This window comes from Amycolatopsis sp. NPDC049688, from assembly GCF_040674975.1.
Taxonomy (GTDB): domain Bacteria; phylum Actinomycetota; class Actinomycetes; order Mycobacteriales; family Pseudonocardiaceae; genus Amycolatopsis.
Window position 1 is genome coordinate 335,578 of the sequence record NZ_JBFANY010000003.1, and the last position, 18,842, is coordinate 354,419.

The 18,842-nt window shown below is 73.9% G+C and carries 12 protein-coding genes; 8 read left to right on the top strand and 4 right to left on the bottom strand.

Annotated elements, in window-relative coordinates; all coding sequences use genetic code 11:
- Position 1: 1 nt before the first annotated feature.
- Entirely contained in the window at positions 2-1,558 is a 1,557-nt protein-coding gene (locus tag AB0J55_RS12525; RefSeq protein WP_364246714.1) for a Na+/H+ antiporter, read from the bottom strand.
- A gap of 278 nt (positions 1,559-1,836) precedes the next feature.
- Here AB0J55_RS12525 and AB0J55_RS12530 point away from each other — a divergent pair, with 278 nt between their 5' ends.
- The 5 genes from AB0J55_RS12530 (at position 1,837) to AB0J55_RS12550 (ending at position 9,987) form a co-directional block, all read left to right on the top strand.
- Positions 1,837-4,857 carry a LamG-like jellyroll fold domain-containing protein gene (locus tag AB0J55_RS12530; RefSeq protein ID WP_364246717.1) on the top strand — a complete coding sequence of 1,007 codons (3,021 nt, stop codon included), beginning with the start codon at positions 1,837-1,839 and terminating at the stop codon, positions 4,855-4,857.
- 113 nt (positions 4,858-4,970) lie between these two features.
- On the top strand, positions 4,971-5,666 hold the full coding sequence (locus AB0J55_RS12535) for a response regulator transcription factor (RefSeq protein WP_364246719.1): 696 nt from the start codon (positions 4,971-4,973) through the stop codon (positions 5,664-5,666).
- Entirely contained in the window at positions 5,663-7,042 is a 1,380-nt protein-coding gene (locus AB0J55_RS12540) for a HAMP domain-containing sensor histidine kinase (protein WP_364246722.1), read from the top strand. The genes AB0J55_RS12535 and AB0J55_RS12540 overlap by 4 nt, the downstream gene beginning before the upstream one ends.
- A gap of 56 nt (positions 7,043-7,098) precedes the next feature.
- Positions 7,099-7,761, top strand: a complete 663-nt coding sequence (locus AB0J55_RS12545; protein ID WP_364246725.1) for a DUF998 domain-containing protein — start codon at positions 7,099-7,101, stop codon at positions 7,759-7,761.
- A 240-nt stretch (positions 7,762-8,001) separates the two neighbouring features.
- Positions 8,002-9,987, top strand: coding sequence for a glycosyltransferase family 4 protein (locus AB0J55_RS12550; RefSeq protein WP_364246727.1), 1,986 nt, complete (start codon positions 8,002-8,004; stop codon positions 9,985-9,987).
- A 126-nt stretch (positions 9,988-10,113) separates the two neighbouring features.
- On the opposite strand, the gene AB0J55_RS12555 is transcribed toward AB0J55_RS12550, so the two are convergent.
- Positions 10,114-10,686 (bottom strand): hypothetical protein, encoded by a 573-nt coding sequence (locus AB0J55_RS12555; RefSeq protein WP_364246729.1) that lies wholly within the window; start codon positions 10,684-10,686, stop codon positions 10,114-10,116.
- A gap of 162 nt (positions 10,687-10,848) precedes the next feature.
- On the opposite strand from AB0J55_RS12555, the gene AB0J55_RS12560 reads away from it, so the two are divergent.
- Positions 10,849-13,686 carry an XRE family transcriptional regulator gene (locus AB0J55_RS12560; protein ID WP_364246732.1) on the top strand — a complete coding sequence of 946 codons (2,838 nt, stop codon included), beginning with the start codon at positions 10,849-10,851 and terminating at the stop codon, positions 13,684-13,686.
- A gap of 4 nt (positions 13,687-13,690) precedes the next feature.
- Here the strand turns inward: AB0J55_RS12560 and AB0J55_RS12565 are convergent, their stop codons facing one another.
- On the bottom strand, positions 13,691-14,539 hold the full coding sequence (locus AB0J55_RS12565) for a hypothetical protein (RefSeq protein WP_364246735.1): 849 nt from the start codon (positions 14,537-14,539) through the stop codon (positions 13,691-13,693).
- 206 nt (positions 14,540-14,745) lie between these two features.
- Here AB0J55_RS12565 and AB0J55_RS12570 point away from each other — a divergent pair, with 206 nt between their 5' ends.
- Complete coding sequence (locus AB0J55_RS12570; RefSeq protein WP_364246738.1) at positions 14,746-15,222, top strand: hypothetical protein; 477 nt, start codon at positions 14,746-14,748, stop codon at positions 15,220-15,222.
- A 35-nt stretch (positions 15,223-15,257) separates the two neighbouring features.
- Here the strand turns inward: AB0J55_RS12570 and AB0J55_RS12575 are convergent, their stop codons facing one another.
- On the bottom strand, positions 15,258-18,047 hold the full coding sequence (locus AB0J55_RS12575) for a BTAD domain-containing putative transcriptional regulator (protein ID WP_364246741.1): 2,790 nt from the start codon (positions 18,045-18,047) through the stop codon (positions 15,258-15,260).
- Positions 18,048-18,179: 132 nt separating this feature from the next.
- On the opposite strand from AB0J55_RS12575, the gene AB0J55_RS12580 reads away from it, so the two are divergent.
- Positions 18,180-18,839, top strand: a complete 660-nt coding sequence (locus AB0J55_RS12580) for a hypothetical protein (RefSeq protein WP_364246743.1) — start codon at positions 18,180-18,182, stop codon at positions 18,837-18,839.
- Positions 18,840-18,842: the final 3 nt, after the last annotated feature.

Below are 18,842 nucleotides of genomic sequence, written 5' to 3' on the forward strand. Positions count from 1 at the left end.
CTCAGTCCTCCAGCCCCGCGTGTTCCAGGTCCAGCAGCCGCTGGATGCGCCGCCGGGTGCCGTCGGTGATCTCGCCCGCCTCGAACAGCCGGGTCAGCTCGGCCGCCTCGATGTCGATCAGCTCGCGCCGCAGCGCCCGGTAGCCGGCTCCGCGCACCGGGTCGCCGGGCTCGTCCGGGCCGTCGCTGCGGATGTGGTCCAGCCGTGCCTGCCAGCTCGCCCGCAGCCGGTCGACGGCGAACGCCGGCGCCGACTCCGTCTCCAGCAGGTGGTCCAAATGGGACAGCCCGGCTTCGGCGAGCTTCCGGCGCGCGGTGCCGTACTCCGTCCGCAGGTCGGCCGGGTCGAGCGCGATGCCGGCCCGCCGCACCAGCGGCGCCAGCGTGAAGCCCTGGACCACCAGCGTCAGCACGATCACCGCCGTCGTCAGCAGCAGGACCAGGTCACGCGCGGGCAGCTCCGAACCGTCCAAAGTGGCCACCGGCAGGGACAGCGCCGCCGCCAGCGGCACCACGCCCCGCGCCCCCGCCCAGGAGACGACGGCGGGGACCTGCCAGGAGATGCGGCCGTCCTCCCGCCGTTGCCGCAGCGCCGAGAGCACGAACACCAGCAGCAGCCGCGCCAGCACCAGCGTCGCCGCGATCGCCACCGCCTGCAGCAGCCACCACGCCCCGCCGCCGGCCACCCGGCGCACGAGGACGGGCAGCTGCAGGCCGATCAGCCCGAACACCACGCTCTCCAGCAGGAACACCACGGTCTGGTACACCGCGCCGACCTGCAACCGGATCCGCGCCGTCGTCAGGCGTTCGGCCTGCGTCCCGAGGATCACGCTCGCCACCACGACCGCGGTCACCCCGGAGCCGCCGACGGACTCCGCCACCACGTAGCCCGCGTACGGCGTGACCAGGGAGATCACCGTCTCCAGCACCGGGTCCTCGGTGCGCCGCCGGATCACGAACGCCCCCAGCGCCGTCAGCACCCCGACCGCCACGCCACCGCCCGCGAGCACGCCGAACTCCCCCAGCGTCCGGCCCCAGGACGCGGCGCCGCCGGCGACGGCCAGGAACAGCGCCACCCGGAACAGCAGCAGGCTGGTCGCGTCGTTGAACAGGCTCTCGGCCTGGATCAGCGCCTGCACCCGCGGCGGCAGCGCCAGCCGCCGCGCGAGCGCCGTCACCGCGACCGGGTCCGTGCTCGCCAGCACCGCGCCCAGCACGAACGCCATCCCGACCGGCAACGGCGTCACCGCGACCGCAACCCCGATCACCGCGGCCGCCGACAGCAGCACCAGCCCGACCGACAGCACCGCAACCGGCCGCCCGACCGCCCGCAGGTCGCGCCACGGCAGCTCCTCCCCCGCGGCGAACAGCAGGGGCGGCAGCACGACCAGGCTGATCACGTCCGGGGTCACCTGCACGGCGGGCACACCGGGCACCAGCCCCACGACGACCCCGGCAACGACCAGCAGCGACGGCGCCGGGATCCGTAGCCGCCGCGCGAAGGTGGCCACCACGGTCGCCACGACCACCAGGAACAGTACGGTTTCGACCCCGCGCATCAGCCGGCCCTTCCGATCCGAATCCGGATGCCGACCAGACTTCCCGGCGCGCCGGGCTCAGCCTACGCGACGCGCCCGGGCGCGCGGCCGACGACCACCATCGGCTCACCGGCCGCGAACGCCGCCCGGACCGGTCCCCGAGCTGAATTCTGTTGGACAGCCGGCGCAGAGTTCCCGGCGAATGGCCGCAGCCCCGCAGCCGGGTGTTCCCTTCTGGGGGATTTTGGGCGATAGTGGTCGAGTCTGAGTTTTACAACGTTGTAAATCAGGGAGGCCCCATGCGCCGGGGAAGAACCTGGCTGGCCGTCGCCGTGCTGCTCGCGCAGGCCGGACTCGCCGGCGCCACCGCGACGGCCGAAGCCGCCCCCGGTCCGGGGACGCACTTCCTCGACCATCAGGCCGCCTTGGCCGGGTACGCCGATCCCGGCTGGTACGAGGCCAACATCCCGTTCGTCGACCTTCCCGACGCCACGATGCAGAGCGTCTACTACTACCGCTGGCGCGTCTTCAAGGAGCACCTGCGCTACACGAACCCCGCCGACGGCTGGATCTCGACGGAGTTCCTCGACTGCTGCGGGTACGCCGCGCCCTACCAGGCGATCAACGCCGCCGCCGGGCACCAGCTGACCGAAGGGCGGTGGCTGCGCGACCCGGGCTACGGCCGGGACTACCTGCGGTTCTGGCTCACCGGGCCGGGCGCGGGCGCCAAGCCCGCCACCGAGGACGTCAACCCCGACACCACCGACTGGGCGCACGAATACAGCGTCTGGCTGGCCACCTCCGCCTACGGCCAGGCACAGGTGACCGGCGACTTCGCCACCCTGCGCGCGCTGCTGCCCGCCCTCGTGCGCCAGTACCGGGGCTGGGACAAGCAGTTCGACGCCGGCCTCGGCCTCTACTGGTCGGTCCCGGTGTGGGACGCCATGGAGTACTCCGCCTCCTCCTATGAGTCGCCCCGGCCCTACCACGGCGGCGCCGGCTTCCGGCCGACGCTCAACTCCTACCAGTACGGCGACGCCCTCGCGATCAGCCGCATCGCGGACGCGGCCGGCGACCACCGGCTCGCCACCGAGTACGCCGGGCGCGCCGCGAACCTCAAGGCAGCGCTGCGGAAGTGGCTGTGGGACCCGCGCCGGGGCTTCTACTTCGCGATGGCCCGCGACGACAACCCGGACCACCGGCTCTCCGGCAGCCGCGAGCAGATCGGGTACCTGCCCTGGATGTTCGGCGCGGCCGAGCCCGCCGACAGCGCGGCGTGGTCCCAGCTGCTCGACCCCGGCGGCTTCGCGAGTGCCTACGGGCCGACCACGGCCGAGCGGCGCAGCCCGTTCTTCATGAAGGACGCCGGTTCCTGCTGCCGCTGGGACGGGCCGAGCTGGCCCTTCGCCACCGCGCAGACCCTGACCGGCCTTGCGAACCTCCTGGACGACTACCCGGCCCAGACGACGGTGTCCAAAGAGGACTACGCGGCCGCGCTGGCCAGGTACGCCCGTACCCAGACCAAGAACGGCAGGCCCTACGTCGCCGAGGCCCACGACCCGGACCGGGACGCGTGGATCTACGACGGGCCGGGCCACAGCGAGGACTACAACCACTCCACCTACACCGATCTGGTCCTCTCCGGACTGATCGGCCTCCGCCCGCAGAGCGGCACCACGCTGCGCGTCCAGCCGCTGGCACCGTCCACATGGGACCACTTCGCGGCGGAAAACGTGCCGTACCACGGGCACGACGTCACCGTGCTGTGGGACCGCGACGGCACGCACTACGGCCAGGGCGCCGGGATGCGGCTCTACGTCGACGGACGGCTCGCCCAGCGCTCGACGACCCTGCGCGCCACCACGATCGACGTCGGCCCGACCCTGCTCCCCCGGTCCGACGACCTCGTCAACGACGCCGCCAATCCGTTGCGCACCGGCTACCCCCGGCCGATCACGTCGTACACGTGGCCGTACGACAACCCCTGGAACGCCCTCGACGGCAAGGTCTGGTACGCCGAAGTTCCCGAAAACACCCGCTGGACCAACTACGCTTCGCCGAACCCGAGCGACTTCTACGGCGTCGACTTCGGCGTCCCCATCCCGGTCGGCGACATCCGCTGGCACGGCTACGACGACGGCGGCGGCGTCAGACCCGCCGCGGCCTACCGCCTGGAGTACTGGACGGGCTCGGCCTGGCAGGAGGTCCCGGGCCAGGTCCGCGAGCCCGCAAACCCGGTGGGCAACGGCGTCAACCGCAGCACCTTCCCGACCCTGACCACGAGCCGGATCCGGCTCGTGTTCACCAACCCGCCGGGTGCCTTCGCCGGGGTCACCGAGCTGCAGTCGTGGACGCCGTCGAGCCCGGACGCCCGGATCACCGCCGGTCCCGCCAACGCCGACGGCGTCGTCACGGTCAGCCGGAGCACGCCGCTGACCGTGACCGTGCAGAACACCACCGGTGGCCCGCTCGTCTCCCCGCGACTGAGCCTCGCCGTCCCGGACGGCTGGTCGGTCACGTCCGGCAGCCGGGCGCCCGCCGTGATCCCGCCCGGTTCCGCCAGTACCTGGAGTTACACGGTGACCGCGCCGCCGGGTGCCGAGCCGGGCAGCGCCGCGGCGATGGCGGCGACGGTGTCCTACCGCGGCCCCGGCGGCCGGACGGAGACCACGCATGCGCTCCAACGCCTCCAGGTGGCGCACCCGGCCGGTCAGCACGACCCGGTCGGCGCCTGGAAGTTCGACGAGGGCAGCGGAACCGTCGCCCACGACAGCGCGGGACCGCACGACGCCACCCTGACCGGCGCCGCCGCGTGGGTTTCCGGCACGTCCGGCACCGCCCTGCAGCTCGACGGGTCGAGCCAGTACGCGGCGACCGGCGGCCCGGTCGTGGACACCACCGGCAACTTCTCGGTCAGCGCCTGGGTCCGCCTGGACCGCACGGGCTCCTGGGCGACGGCGGTCAGCCAGGACGGCAACCCGAGCAGTGGTTTCTACCTCCAGTACTCCGCGGCCGACGACCGGCTGGCGTTCTCGACCAGCTCGGGCCGCGCCTTGTCGGACACCGCCCCGCAACCCGGGCGCTGGTACCACCTCACCGGGGTGCACGACGCCGACGCCGGAACCTACGTCCTGTACGTCGACGGCGTCGCCCAGGCCAGGACGTGGCACCAGCAGGCGGGAGAAGCCGCCCCCGGCCCGCTGGCGATCGGCCGCGCGGTTTCCGGCGGGAACCACAGCGATTTCTGGCCGGGCGGCATCGACGACGTCCGGGTGTGGAACCGGGTGCTGACCGCGGACGAGATCGGCCGGACCCGGTGACTCGCGGACACCCGGGCGGGCGCCCGGCGTTCGTTAATCTTCGATGAGAGTCCGGCGCCTGCGCGAAAACCTCGGCTACAGTCACCGTGTGTCGCCGGACGAAGGGACGCCGGGTGCACTTGGTGATCGTCGACGACGAGACGGCCGTGCAGGATTCGCTGTCGCGCACGCTGCGGTTCGAGGGCTACACCGTCTCCATCGCCGGTGACGGCGCCGCCGGGCTGGCCGCGATCCGCGCCGAGCAGCCCGACGGCGTGCTGCTCGACGTCACGATGCCGGTGCTCGGCGGCCTGGAGGTGTGCCGGGTCCTGCGGGCGGAAGGCAACACCGTGCCGGTCCTGATGCTGACCGCCCGGACCGCCGTGACCGACCGGGTGGCCGGCCTCGACGCGGGCGCCGACGACTACCTCGTCAAGCCGTTCGCGCTGCAGGAGCTGCTGGCCCGGGTGCGCGCGCTGCTGCGCCGCACCGGGTACCACGCCCCGCCCGCGCCACCCGCTCCCGTCGCGCTGCGGTTCGCCGACGTCACCCTCGACCCGGCGACCCGCGAGGTCTTCCGCGACGGCCGCGCGCTGCACCTGACCCGCACCGAGTTCGCGATGCTCGAGACGTTCCTGCACCACCCGCGGATCGTGCTGACCCGCTCGGTCATGTTCGAGCACGTGTGGGGCTACGACTTCGGGGCCGCGTCCAACGGGCTCGACGTCTACGTCAGCTACCTGCGCCGCAAGCTGGAGGCCGGCGGCGGGTCCCGGCTGCTGCACACCGTGCGCGGCGTCGGTTACGTGCTGCGGGAGGAGCCGCTGTGAAGCGGCCCCGCTGGAAGACGCTGTCCCTGCGGGCCCGGCTCGGCGTCCTGGTGGCGGCCGCGGTCGCGCTCGCCGTCGTGACGGTCTCGGCGATTTCGTGGGGCATCACCCGCGCCGACCTCTACGACCAGTTCGACGCCCGGCTGCAGTCCTACGCCCAGCTCGCCGCGAAGGCCGCCTCGCCGGAGGAAGCGCTCGAGACCCTGCGGGACACCACCAAGCCCGGGCCCGACCGGAACAGCGGACTGACCGTCCAGTTCAACTCGGCCACCGGCGCGGTCACCGGGATCGCGGGCCCGATCCCGGAACTCCCGCACCTGCCGCCGGAAGCGCCGCTCTCCGCCGGCCGCGCGGCCAACGTCCACCTCGACGAGGAACGGTTCCGCATCTGGACGGCCTCGCGGCCCGGCGGGGGCACGGTCCAGGTCGCCCAGGACTCCGAAGACGTCGAAGACAGCCTGGGCCGGCTGGGCGCCTGGCTGCTCGTGGTGTCGGCCGCCGGGGTGCTCGGCGCCACGGTGGTCGGCCGGGCGATCGCCCGCTCGGCGCTCCAGCCGGTCGACGAGCTCACCTCCGCCGCCGAAAACGTGGCCCGCACGCAGGAACTGTCGGCGGCCATCGACGTCACCGCGAGCGGCGAGATCGGGCGGCTGGCGACGTCGTTCAACGCGATGCTCGGCGCGCTGAGCCGCTCCCGCGACGAGCAGCGCCGGCTGGTCGAGGACGCCGGGCACGAGCTGCGGACGCCGTTGACGAGCCTGCGCACCAACATCGAGCTGCTGATCCACGCCGACGCCAACCCCGGGCGGCAGCTGTCGGCCGAGGACCGGTCCCGGCTGCTGACCGACCTCGACACCCAGGCCGTCGAGCTGACCGCGCTGATCGGCGAGCTGGTCGAGCTGTCCACCGGGGAACGGCCGACCGAAGCCGAGGAGCGCCTGGCACTGGCCGACATCGTCACCTCGGCCGTCGAACGCACCCGGTCGCGGTGGCCGGCCGTCTCGTTCGAAGCCGAGCTGGCCGGGGCCGACGTGCTCGTGCGGCCCGCCGCGGTCGAGCGGGCGGTGCTCAACGTGCTCGACAACGCCGCCAAGTGGTCGCCACCGGGCGGAACGGTCCGGGTGACCATGTCGGCCGCGAGCGGCACGGTGTGCGTGCGGGTCGACGACGAGGGGCCGGGCGTCCCCGAGGCGGACCTGCCGCACGTGTTCGAGCGGTTCTACCGGGCCGACACCGCCCGCGCGCTGCCGGGTTCGGGGCTCGGGCTGGCCATCGTGGAACAGGTCGTGACGCAGCACGGCGGCCGGGTCTCGGCCGCGCGCGCCGACCGCGGGGGCGCGCGGTTCGACCTCGTCTTCCCGCTGGCCGCTTCTTAAGGAAACCCCGCGCGATCTTCACCGAACTCTCATGGACGGCCGACACCGTCTGAAGGGTGACTCCACGGACCGCGACGCTGAGCCTGGTCATGGCCACCGCCGCACAGGCGATCATCGCCGGGCTGACCTTCGGGCTGGCGGGCCACGTCGACCCTTGGCGGGCCCCGGTCAGCGACTACGCCTGGCACCGCGGCGGCGGGCTGCTGTTCACCCTGGCGCTCCTGCTGCTGCTCGCCGCGGCGGCCGCGCTGGCGGCCGCCGCCCGGTCGGCCGCCCTGCCCCGTGACCCGCTGGCGAGCACGTTGTTCCTGCTCTGGACGGCCGGAATCGCGGTGGTGCTGCTCTTCCGCAGCAACTTCGACGCGGTCACGCTGTCCGGCGAGATCCACCGCGCGGGCGGAGCGGTGCTGTTCGCGAGCCTGCCGCTCGCGGCGTGGACCCTGAGCGCCCGGCTGCGGACCGAGCCACCCTGGATGGCAACGGCACGGGCCCTCCGCCGCGGCGCGATCGCCGGCGTCGTGACGGCGGCGGGGTTCGGGCTGGCCCAGGTGGTCGGCTGGCTCCCGGCCGGGCTGCTCGAACGCGCCGCACTGCTGGCGGAGTTCGCGATCGTCGCCACGATGGCGATCGCGTTGCGGCGGGCGGTTCGCCCGCCGGCTGTGTCTCGGCAGAGCGAAACTGCGGCAACGGTCGCGGAATCCCGGCGGGTCGCCCGATGACCACCCTCCCGCGCACTGCTCGCCCGACCACCACCAAGAACCCCGCGGCCGCCAACGAATCGCGGCGGGTCACCCGATGACCAGCCGCGTGCGCAGTGCTCGCCCAGTTCGCCCGGCCACGACCGAGCGACCCGCGGCGGCCGCCAACAGACCCCGCCGCCGTCCGGCGACCATCACAGCCGCGCCCTTCGCCGCCATCGGCCACCACACCGAAGCCACCGGACCCCGGCGGGCGGTCCGATGATCGCCGCCGGGATCGCCTGTGCCCTCCTCGCTGCCGTCCTGTTCGCCGTGGCCGCCACCCGGCAGCATGCCGAGGTCGCCGGTCTGGCCGCCGGCGGCCCGCCCGGGCTGCGCTCCTTGGCCCGGCTTCTGCGTTCTCCCGGCTGGTGGGCGGGAACCGGGCTCGCGGCCGGCGGCAGCCTGCTGCACCTCGTCGCGCTGGCGCTCGCCCCGCTTCCGGTCGTCCAGCCGCTCGGGGTGTTCAGCCTCGTCCTGACCGTCCTCTTCGGACGGCGGGCGCGCTCCCGCCGGGTGGTGACCGCGGTCGTGCTCGTGGTGGCCGGGGTAGCCGGGTTCGTGGCCTTCGCGGCGGCGGTCCCCGCCCCGGCCGCCGCGATCGGCGCGGGGACTGCAGAAAGCGTGGCCGTCACGGGGTTCGTGCTCGCGGCCCTCGCGTGGTTCGCCCGGGCCGGTTGTGCCGCGCCGGCCGCCGCGGCGGCCGTCCTTTTCGGACTCGGCTCGGCGGTCGTGCACGCGGCCGCGTCGCAGCCGCCGGTCACCGCAGCGCTGCTGGGCGCCCAGGCCCTGCTGCTGCTCGGCGCCGGCGGCGTGCTCCTGCACCGCGCGTACGCCGCCGGGCCCGCCGCGGTCGTCGTCGGCACCGCGACGGTGCTCGATCCCCTCACCGCCGTCGCCGTGGCCGCCCTGGCCTACGGCGAGGTCCCGCCCGCGGCGGCCGCGTTCGCCGCGGCCGTCGCTCTCGCCGGCGTGCGCGTGCTCGCCGGTGCCGTTCCCGCAGCCCCACCGAAATCCGAGGAGAATCCCGTGCACCCGACCGGCCTTCGCATCCTGATCGGCGCCGACACGTTCCCGCCCGACATCAACGGCGCGGCGTTCTTCGCCGAGCGCCTGGCCCGCGGGCTCGCCGGCCGCGGCCACGACGTCCACGTCGCCTGCCCGTCCGGCGACGGCCCGGCCCGCACCGAGCAGCGCGACGGCTACACGGTCCACCGGATCCGCTCGCACGCCATCCCGTTCCACGGCGGCTACCGGTTCTGCACCCCCGGCCGCGCCCGCACGGCCGCCGGCGCGATCCTGGACCGGGTCCGCCCGGACGTCGTCCACGTCCAAGCCCACTTCGGCGTCGGCCGCGCGCTGCTTCAAACCGCCGCCGAACGCGGTGTGCCGGGCATGGCCACGAACCACTTCATGCCGGACAACCTCCTCGGGTACACGCCGTTCCCCCGGCGGGTGAAGGACGCGCTCGCCTGCTGGGCGTGGAAGGACCTCGTGCGCGTGTACCGCCACGCCCGCATCGTCACCACGCCGACCCCGCGAGCGGCCGAAGTCCTCGCGGGAATCGGTCTCGGGCGGCCGGCCGAGGTCGTCTCCTGCGGCATCGACCTCGCCCACTACGCGGCCCCGGCCCGGCCACTCGACCGGCCGATGTCGGTCCTGTTCGTGGGCCGGCTCGACGCGGAGAAGAACGTCGGCCGGCTGCTGCACGCCCTGGCCCCGCTGCCGCACGTCCGCGCCGACCTCGTCGGCGACGGCACCCGCCGCCGGGAACTGGAGGACCTCGCCGCCGCGCTGGGCGTCGCCGGCCGCGTGAGGTTCCACGGGTTCGTGCCGGACGCGGAGCTCGTGCGCCGGTACGCGGAGGCCGACGTGTTCTGCATGCCGGGCACGGCCGAGCTGCAGAGCCTCGCCACGATGGAGGCGATGGCCGCGGGCCTCCCGGTCGTCGCCGCCGACGCGCTCGCCCTCCCCCACCTGGTCCGCCACGGCGAGAACGGCTACCTGTTCGAACCGGGCGCGATCACGGCGATCTCCCGGTACCTCGCCGACCTGGCCGCGGACCCGGCTCGGCGGGCCCGCATGGGCGAAGCGTCCCGGGCGATCGTCGCCCGCCACGACATCGACGGCGTGCTGGCCGCTTTCGAGACGCAGTACCGGATCCTGGCCGGGCGGCCGGCGCCGGCCGCCGCCGGGCAGGCGGCGTGAGCCACGACGGCGAGCCGCGCCCGAGCTGAACGCGGCGGCGCTGGTCCGGGTGCCCCCGGACCAGCGCCGCACCCGGCGCAACGCCCCTTCGAGGCGCTCACCCCCCTGCCGGGATCTCGTGGCCCGTCAGCAGTTGAACACGGTATAGACCGGGTTCCAGTCGTAGGACTGGTCGTTGGACGGCGCCGTGTTGGAGTCGTACTGGAAGAACTCGCCCCAGAACACCGCGACCGTTCCCCGGGTCTGGTTGTTGCCCCAAGACCCGAAGTCGGTCCAGTTGGGCAGGGGGTAGGCGCCGCACTTGAACATGTCGATCTGCGTTCCGGTCCCGAACTGGTGCTGGTAGGCGCAGAAATGACGGTAGGCCGTTCCCCCGTCGCAGGGCCCGGCCAGGGTCGCGGCGCCGCGGCCGCTCAGGTCACGCGGGTGCGCGTCGCCGGGCAGCGCGATCGACACCTCCGCGCGGCCGTCGACGTCGATCCGGTTCGGCGCCACCTGCTTGCCGCCCATCGCGGCCAGGTAGCGCTCGGCTTCGGCCTGCAGCCAGGATGCCTGCTCGCCGGTCAGTCCGGCGGCCCTGGACTGCGCCATGAACGCCTGCGGGCCCGCCGGCGCTTCGGCCGCGGACGCTGTCGCCGGCGCCACGACCACGCCGGCGGCGACCAGGCCGGCGATCGAATGGAGCAAACGTTTCATCATGGAAATTCCCCTTCCCGGAAATGTGCACGAGATGAATCGGTGCACGTTCGGGCCCCCCTGTTGCCGGCCCGGGAATCAGATCTAGGGCATTCGGGTTGTCCGGCGCCGACGACGTGACACCGGACAACCGAGCCCCGGACAATAAGGGCCGGGGGAGGACCGATGCCGCGACCGGAACGCCCGCTGGACACGGGCGACGAGCCATTGCCGTTGTTCGCCCGCGAGCTGCGGAAACTGCGTGAGTCCGCCGGTAATCCGCCGTACCGGCGGCTGGCGCGGGAGGCCCACTATTCGGTGACGACGCTGTCGGACGCCGCCGGCGGGAAGACGTTGCCCAGCCTGGCGGTCACCCTCGCCTACGTCCGCGCCTGCGGCGGCGATCCGGCCGCGTGGGAGCGGCGGTGGCGCGAAACCAAGACGCTGCTCACCCCGGCCGACACCGCCGATCCCGGTGATCTGCGGCCGCCCTACCTGGGGCTGTCGGCGTTCGGGACCGGCGACGCCGACCGGTTCTTCGGCCGCGGCGCCCTGCTCGGCACACTGCTCGACCGGGTGCGGCACCACCGCCTGGTCGCCGTCCTCGGTGCGTCGGGATCCGGGAAGTCCTCGCTGCTGCACGCCGGCCTGGCCGGCACCGGGGCCCGCCCGGCCGTGACCTTCACCCCCGGTGCCTCGCCGATCGAGGAGTGCGCGCTGCACCTGGCCGCGTTCGCCGGCGAATCCGCGTCGGCGCTGCACCGGGAGCTCACCGACGACCCCACGGCGGTGCACCTGCACATCCGGCAGGCTCTCGCCGGCCACCCGGCGGGCACCGAGCTGCTGCTGGTGATCGACCAGTTCGAGGAACTGTTCACGCTGTGCACCGACGTCGCGCAGCGCCAGGCGTTCATCACGGCTCTCACGCACGCGGCGACGGCGCCGCGCAGCCAGGCCCGGGTGGTGCTGGGCGTGCGCTCGGACTTCTTCGCCCACTGCGCCCGCCACCCCGGGCTCCAGCCGGCCCTCGGCCCCGGGCAGGTCCTGGTCGGGCCGATGAGCCCCGGCGAGCTGCGGGAGGCCATCGTCAAACCGGCCGCCGCGGCGCACTACACCGTCGAAAGCGAGCTGGTGGCGCGCCTGGTCGCCGAGGCGGCCGACCAGCCCGGCGCGCTGCCGCTGATTTCGCACGCGCTGCTGGAGACCTGGCACCGCCGCCAGGGCATGGCCCTGACCGTGGCCGGTTACGAGCAGGCCGGCGGTATCCGGCACGCCCTCGCCCGCACCGCCGAGCACGTCTACGTCGGGTTCGACGAGCCGCAGCAGGCGATGGCCCGCCAGATCCTGGTGCGCCTCACCGCGTTGGGCGAGGGCACCGAAGACACCAAGCGCCGCATCGCGCGCACAGAACTGGACGACACCGCGACCGTCCGGGCCGTGCTGGGCGCCCTCACCGCCGCCCGCCTGGTGACCGTCGACCACGACACCGTGGAAGTCACGCACGAGGCGCTCATCAAGCACTGGCCGCGGCTGCGCGAATGGCTGGCGAGCGACCGCGAGGCGCTGCGGCTCCACCGGCAGCTCTCCGGCGACGCCGCGGTGTGGGAGTCACTGCACCGCGACCCGGACGCCCTCTACCGCGGCAGCCGCCTCGCCCGGACCCGCGAACTCGCCGACACTGCGCTCACCGAGCGCGAACGCACCTTCCTCGACGCCGGCCTGGCCGCCGAATCCGCGCAGCAGACCGCCTCGCGGCGCCGGTCCCGGCTCCTGCGCGTGCTGGTCGTCCTGCTGGCCGCGCTCCTGGGGGCGACCACGGTGGCCACGGTGGCCGCGCTCCGGGCCAACGACCTGGTCACCGCCCAACGGGACACTGTCCTGGCCCAGCAGGTCGCCGAAGAGGCCGTCACGCTCCGGGCCGGCAAACCGGCGCTGGCCGCGCAGCTGGCGCTGGCCGCCTACCGCCTCCGTCCCACACCCCGCAACCGGGACGCCCTGGTCAGCGCGGTCGCCGTGCCGCTCGGTCACCCGCAGGAAGTCGACGCGGCCGCCTTCAGCCCGGACGGCCGCCTGCTCGCGACCGCCTCCGCCGACCACCGCGTGCGGTTGTGGAACATCGCCGATCCCGCCCACCCGGCGCTGCTGGTGGCGATCACCGGCCACAGCGACGCCGTCCACGCGGTGGGGTTCGACCCCGGCGGCAAGGTGCTGGCCACCGCGGGCCGGGATCGCACGGTCCGGCTGTGGGACCTTCGCGACGCCGCGCACCCGGCTCCGCTGGCGCTGCTCACCGGCCACCGGGATTCGATCTATTCCCTGGCCTACGCACCGGACGGCCGCACGCTGGCGACGGCAGGCTACGACCACACCGTGCGGCTGTGGGACGTGCGCGTGCCGGCCCGGCCGGTCGGACTGCCGACGCTGACCACCCACACGAAGAACGTCAAGGCGGTGGCGTTCAGCCCGGACAGCCGGCTGCTGGCCTCCGGCGGCGACGACCGCACGGTGCGGCTGTGGGACGTCGGCGACCCGGCCCGGCCGGTGGAACGGGCGGTGCTCACCGGGCACACCGACCTGGTGGTCACGGTGGCTTTCAGCCGCGACGGCCGGATCATCGCCTCCGGCGGCGACGACCGCACGGTCCGGCTGTGGACCGTCACCGGCCCGGCCCGGCCGGCGGTGCTCACCGGCCACACCGACGTCGTCTCGTCCCTGGCGTTCAGCCCGGACCGGCAGCTGCTGGCGTCGGCAAGCTACGACCACTCGGTCCGGCTGTGGGACATCACCCGGCCCACCCCGGCTTCGTCGGCCACGCTGACCGGCCACACGGGCGCGGTCGAGTGGGCCACGTACAGCCGGGACGGCCGCCTCCTGGCCACCGCCGGCGACGACCACACGGCGCTGCTGTGGGAAACCGACCCCGGCCGCGCCGCCGCCCGGGCCTGCGAAATCGCCCGCCCGGCCATCACCCGGCAGGAGTGGGACACGTACTTTCCGGGCGTGGGCTACCAGCCGCCCTGCTGACCGGCTACTGCCGCGCGAGCGCCCACGGCATCAGCTTCTCGGCGAGTGCCCGGCTGAACGGCCGCACGAGGGTCTGCAGCTCGGCACAGGCGGACTCGCCGATGTGCGCGTACGGAGTCACGCTGTTTTCGTCGGTCGCCTTCTCGATGTCCGCTCGGCGCGCCGTGCCGTCGGGGGTGAACGCCGGATCGGCGTCGCCGGTGAGCCAGCCCCGCGCCCGAAGGCCCGTGACGGCCGTGTTCCAGTCGTCCTCGGACCAAGCCCGGGAGGTCCGCAGGGTCTCGGCCGGAACGGCACCGGAGGCGGCGTGGGTGACCAGGGCTTCGATGCCGCTCAAGCCGGCGGTCAGCAGGGCGGCGACGTGGGCGTCGCCGCGGTACTCCCGGAGCAGGGTCTGGGCGTGCCACAGGACGAGATGGGGTTCGTCGGGCCACGGGAGGGCGGCGTGGGCCGCGAACAGCGGCCGGCCGGTGACGTCGCCGACGACGGCCTCGGCGGCCTCGCGGAGGAGAGAGGCGGCCCGGCGCATCTCGGGTGAGCCGACCGCGTCCCCCAGCGTGCCCCGCAAGGCCAGGTCGGCGGCGGCGTAACGGGCCGCGAGGACAGCGGCCGGGTCGGTCGTGGACCAGGCTTCGGCGATGGAGGCCGTGACGAGGACCGGGTTGAAGTTGTAGAACGTGGCCACCACGACCGGCGCGGGAACCACGCCGAGGGCCGCCGCCCTCGACGCGAAGTAGCCGGAGCGGCCGCGGAGCCCGAGTTTTTCGTAGGCGGCAACGGCTTCCGGGGCGAAGTAGATCATGCCGTGGTAGGGCTCGAGGAATCGCCAGGTCCGGCGCGCCGTGTCGATCACCGGGAGAACATACCATCCGGTCGGTACGGCAAGAGCCCCTCCGCGGCACCCACCGCTGCGATGGGATCGGTGTCGCCATCGGGCCGGCCGCTCGTGGCCAGGGACCGCTGACCAGGGCATTCCAGATTTTCGCAAGATCGGCACACGGCCGGCCTGCGCATCCTGGTGACCGCGGCGACCGCCGCTCGACGGATGCGGAGGAACACATGGTCAAGAAGGTCATCACGGCGCTCGGTGTGGCGGCGGCCCTGGGGTGCCTGACCCCGGCGGCCTCGGCGCAGACCCAGGCCGCGCCGGACTGCCAGTACGGGAGCAGCTACGGAGTCGTCGTGCAGCCGCCGGCCCCGATCACGGCGGTGGTCGGGGGCGCCAGGGTCGGCACCGTCGAGGTCTGCCGGGACAGCAACTACAACTACTGGGGCTTCGCGATCTACAACAGCCCGATGACGGTCAGCGAGTACGCGCAGGTCTACCTCAACCGCTTCCGCGACGGGACGCTGACCGAGACGATCACCTGCGACAACGCCGGTGGCAACGGGTACATCGAACCGGGCCAGACGCGGTGCTGGACGCCGAAGCTCACCGGGCTGAGCGGGCACTGGTCGTTCCAGGCGTACTCGGAGAAGTACAGCAGCCACACCGGCGCGCTGCTCGCCGCAGGCCACACCGGCATCATCCGCTGACCGGACCGCCCGGCCCGGAGAACCGGGCCGGGCGCTCAGCCGCCCACCGCGGAGCGGGCCGCCCGGATCCGGCCGTCGATCATCGCGGCATCGGCGTCCTTCCCCCGCTCCGCGTAGATCGCGGCGGCTTGCCGCCAGGAGGCCACGGCTTCGGCCACCTGACCCAGCCGGTGCAGCGACGTGGCCAGGATTTCCAGCGGCTCGGCGAGTGTTTCGTCCTGGCTGCCGAGTGACCGGCGGCCGAGGGCGATCGCCCGCCGGCAGTGCACGATGGCCCGGTCGTGGTCCCCGATCCCCTGCCAGCCCCTGGCCAGGACGGCCAGCGCGCACGCCTCGCCGTCGGCGTCCCGGATCCGGCGCCGCAGCCGAGCGCTGCGCTCGCCGTGCTCGATCACCTGCCGATGGTTTCCGAGATCGGCGTGGACGGCGCCGATGATCCCCTCCAGGATGGCCTCCCACCGGCCGGTGTCGATGCCACGGCTGAGTACCAGAGCTTCATCGAGGTGCCCCAGGGCCTCCGTGTGCCGTCCCTGGTTGCGCAACAGCTGGGCCAGGTCGTTGAGACCGGAGATCCGGATGTGCGGGACACCGGCTTCCCGGGCCAGTTCCACGGCGCGTACCAGGTCGGCTTCCGCCTCGGCGCGCTTGAGCTGCTTCAACGCCTCACCGCGGGCCAGCAGGACGTTCGCCTCGTGCGCCTGGTCGCCGGACCGGCGGGCTGCGACCAGCGCGGCGCCGGCCGTCTCGATGCGTTCCTCCCAGGCCCCCATCAGGATGAGGAACCCGAAGGCGTCCACCAAGTGCACGGCGTGCGTGTCCATTTCCTCGGCGACGGCGTGGTGCAGGACCGCCACCAGGTTGGCCCGCTCGGCGGTGAACCAGGTCCAGGCCTGGTCGCGGTCGGCCAGGACGTGCGGATGCGCGGGTTCGGCCAGGCCGGTCACCAGCCGGGTGCTCGCGGGGTAGAGCCGCCGGTCGGCGACGTTCGCGGTGTGGCTGTACCAGGTGAGCAGCGTGTCGAGGGCCGAGCGCCGGTCGGCGCGGGTGTCGTGCTCACGGGCCTGCTCGGCCGCGTAGGCCCGCAGGAGGTCGTGGAACCGGTAGTAGCCGCCGGCCACCGGCTCGATGAGGTGCGCGTCGGCCAGGGCCCTGAGCAGCACGTGCACCTCGCGCGGCGAACGGCCCACGAGCGCCGCGGCGGCAGCCGGGGAGACGTCCGGGCCAGGGTGCAGGCCGAGGCGGCGGAACAGCAGCTGCTGTGGCGGTGGCAAGCGGTCGTAGGACCAGCCCAGCACCGTACGGACCGCCGCTCGGGGGTCCCGCCCCCAGCTCAGCGCGTCGAGCCGGGAGTGGTCGTCGGTGAGTTCGGCGACGATGTCGGCGACGGAGACGTGCTCGTGGGCCGCCGCCCGCCCGGCGGCGATCCGCAACGCCAGCGGCAACCGCGCGCACAGCGCGACCAGCTCGGCCACGGCTTCCGGCTCGGCGGCCGCCCGCACGGCGCCGATGATGCCGGTGACCAGCCGCAGCGCCTCCTGCTCGGTGAGCAGGTCGACGGTCAGCCGGTGGGCGGCCTCGGTGACCACGAGCCCGGTGAGGCTGTCCCGGCTGGTGGTCAGCACCATGCAGCCCGGCGTTCCGGGCAGGAGCGGCCGCACCTGCTCGTCACTGTTCGCGTTGTCCAGCACGACGAGGACCCGGCGTCCGGCCAGCAGGCTGCGGAACAGCCCCTCCCGGGCCCCGGGCCCGGCCGGCAGGGCCGCTGCCGGAACTCCGAGGGCGACCAAGAAGTCGTCGAGGACCTCGTCGGCGCTCGCCGGACGGCCCGGACCGTAGCCGCGCAGGTTCGTGTAAAGCGTGCCGTCGGGGAAGCGGTGCTGGACGCCGTGGGCCCAGTGGACGGCGAGGGTGGTCTTGCCGATGCCGCCTGAGCCGTCCAGCGCGGAGATCACGACGGCGTGCCCGCCGTCGCGGCCGCCGTCGGGTGGGAGCAGGGCGTCCAGGGCGGCCAGGTGGTCCGCCCGGCCGGTGAAGTCCCGGATCGACGGCGGCAGCTGGCGCGGCACGGGCGCGGGCGGAACCGGCGCCGGCTCGGGTGGGGCGACGGCCAGGATCCGCCGGTGCAGGTCCTCCAGCGGGGCGGCCGGGTCGATGCCCAGTTCGCCGGCCAGCCGGGCGCGGACCGCACGGTAGTGGTCGAGCGCGTCCGCCGTCCGCCCGGCCTGGTGCAGGGCCGTCATGTACTGGCGGGCGATCCGCTCGTCGTAGGGGTGCGCGGCGGCCAGGACGGCGAGCTCGGTCACCAGCCGCGTGCCCTGACCGAGCCGGAGCCGGGTCTCCACCAGCTCCAGCCGGGTGGCGAGGTGTTCCCGTTCCAGCCGCTCGCGTTCCGCCTCGACCCAGTAACCGGTCGGGCCGGTCAGCGCCCGGCCCCGCCACAACGCCAGTGCTTCGCTCAACCGGGCGGCGACCCGCTCGTCGTCGGTGTCGGTCTCGGCCTGCGCGCGCAAGTCCTCGAAGCGGTACAGGTCGACGGCGGCCGGCGTGGTGTCCGCCGTCAGCGCGTACCCGCCCGGACGCCGGACGATGGCAACGCCGTCGACGGGACCGAGCGCGCGCCGCAGCCGCGACACGTAGCTGTGCACGGTCTCGTGGCCGCGTCTCGGCGCGGCGCCGCCCCACACCCGCTCGACGAGCCGCTCGATCGGCACCGCCCGGCCGTGCTCCACACCCAGTGCGGCGAGCACGCAGAGCTGCTTGGGGTGGCCCAAGTCGACCGGTGCGCCGTCGACGCAGGCGCCCACCTCGCCCAGCAAACGCAGCACCGCGCCATCCCTCCCCGAACCGGCACCACGGTCCACAATACGGTCACCGGCCGAGATGATCGCGCAGCAACCGCGACCGGCGATCCGCACGACATCGGCCCGGGCATCGCCGCCGTCTGCTTGGATGTCGCCGTGACCGTGGACGACCTCGCCGGTGCCCTGCCCGCCATTCCCGACCTGCAGGCACTGTGCCGCGCGCTGGCCGCCCTGGACGTCGTGCTGGATCCCGGCAGCGAGGACCGTCACCACCACTACAACACCGCGTGGGCGCCCGGAACCGAGCTGGCGTCCATGCGGGACGGCTCGGGCAACGAATACTCCATCGTGTTCACCGCCGCGGGAGCCTGCCTGCGCGGCTTCGACCACGAGTCGCCGATGAGTCCCTACGCCACCGACGATCAGGAGCCCTGGCCCGGAGTCCTCGACGAGCTGCCCGACGTTTTCCGGAAGTGGGTCGCGGATCCGGCGTTCTGCGACGAATTCGGCACGCCGTACGTCACGGTCTGCCTGTGGCGCGAGCACGCCGACACCGCCTGGCGGCACGGGACCATCGAATTTCCCCCTGACGGCGACGACGGCGCCGGCTGGCTGTTCGCCCTGCTGACCGACCGCACGCCCGAGGCGTTCCAGGACTGGGCGCAGGACTACTACGAAACGCCGGTCGACCTCGGTGCGGTGCGGCACTTCTACGCCGGGCAGCCGTTGACCCCGGCCGTCGTGACCGCGCTCAACCCCGCCACCACGCTGGCCGACGTCGCCGGGCGCGTTGCCGCGGCCGGTTACCCGGCCTGACGG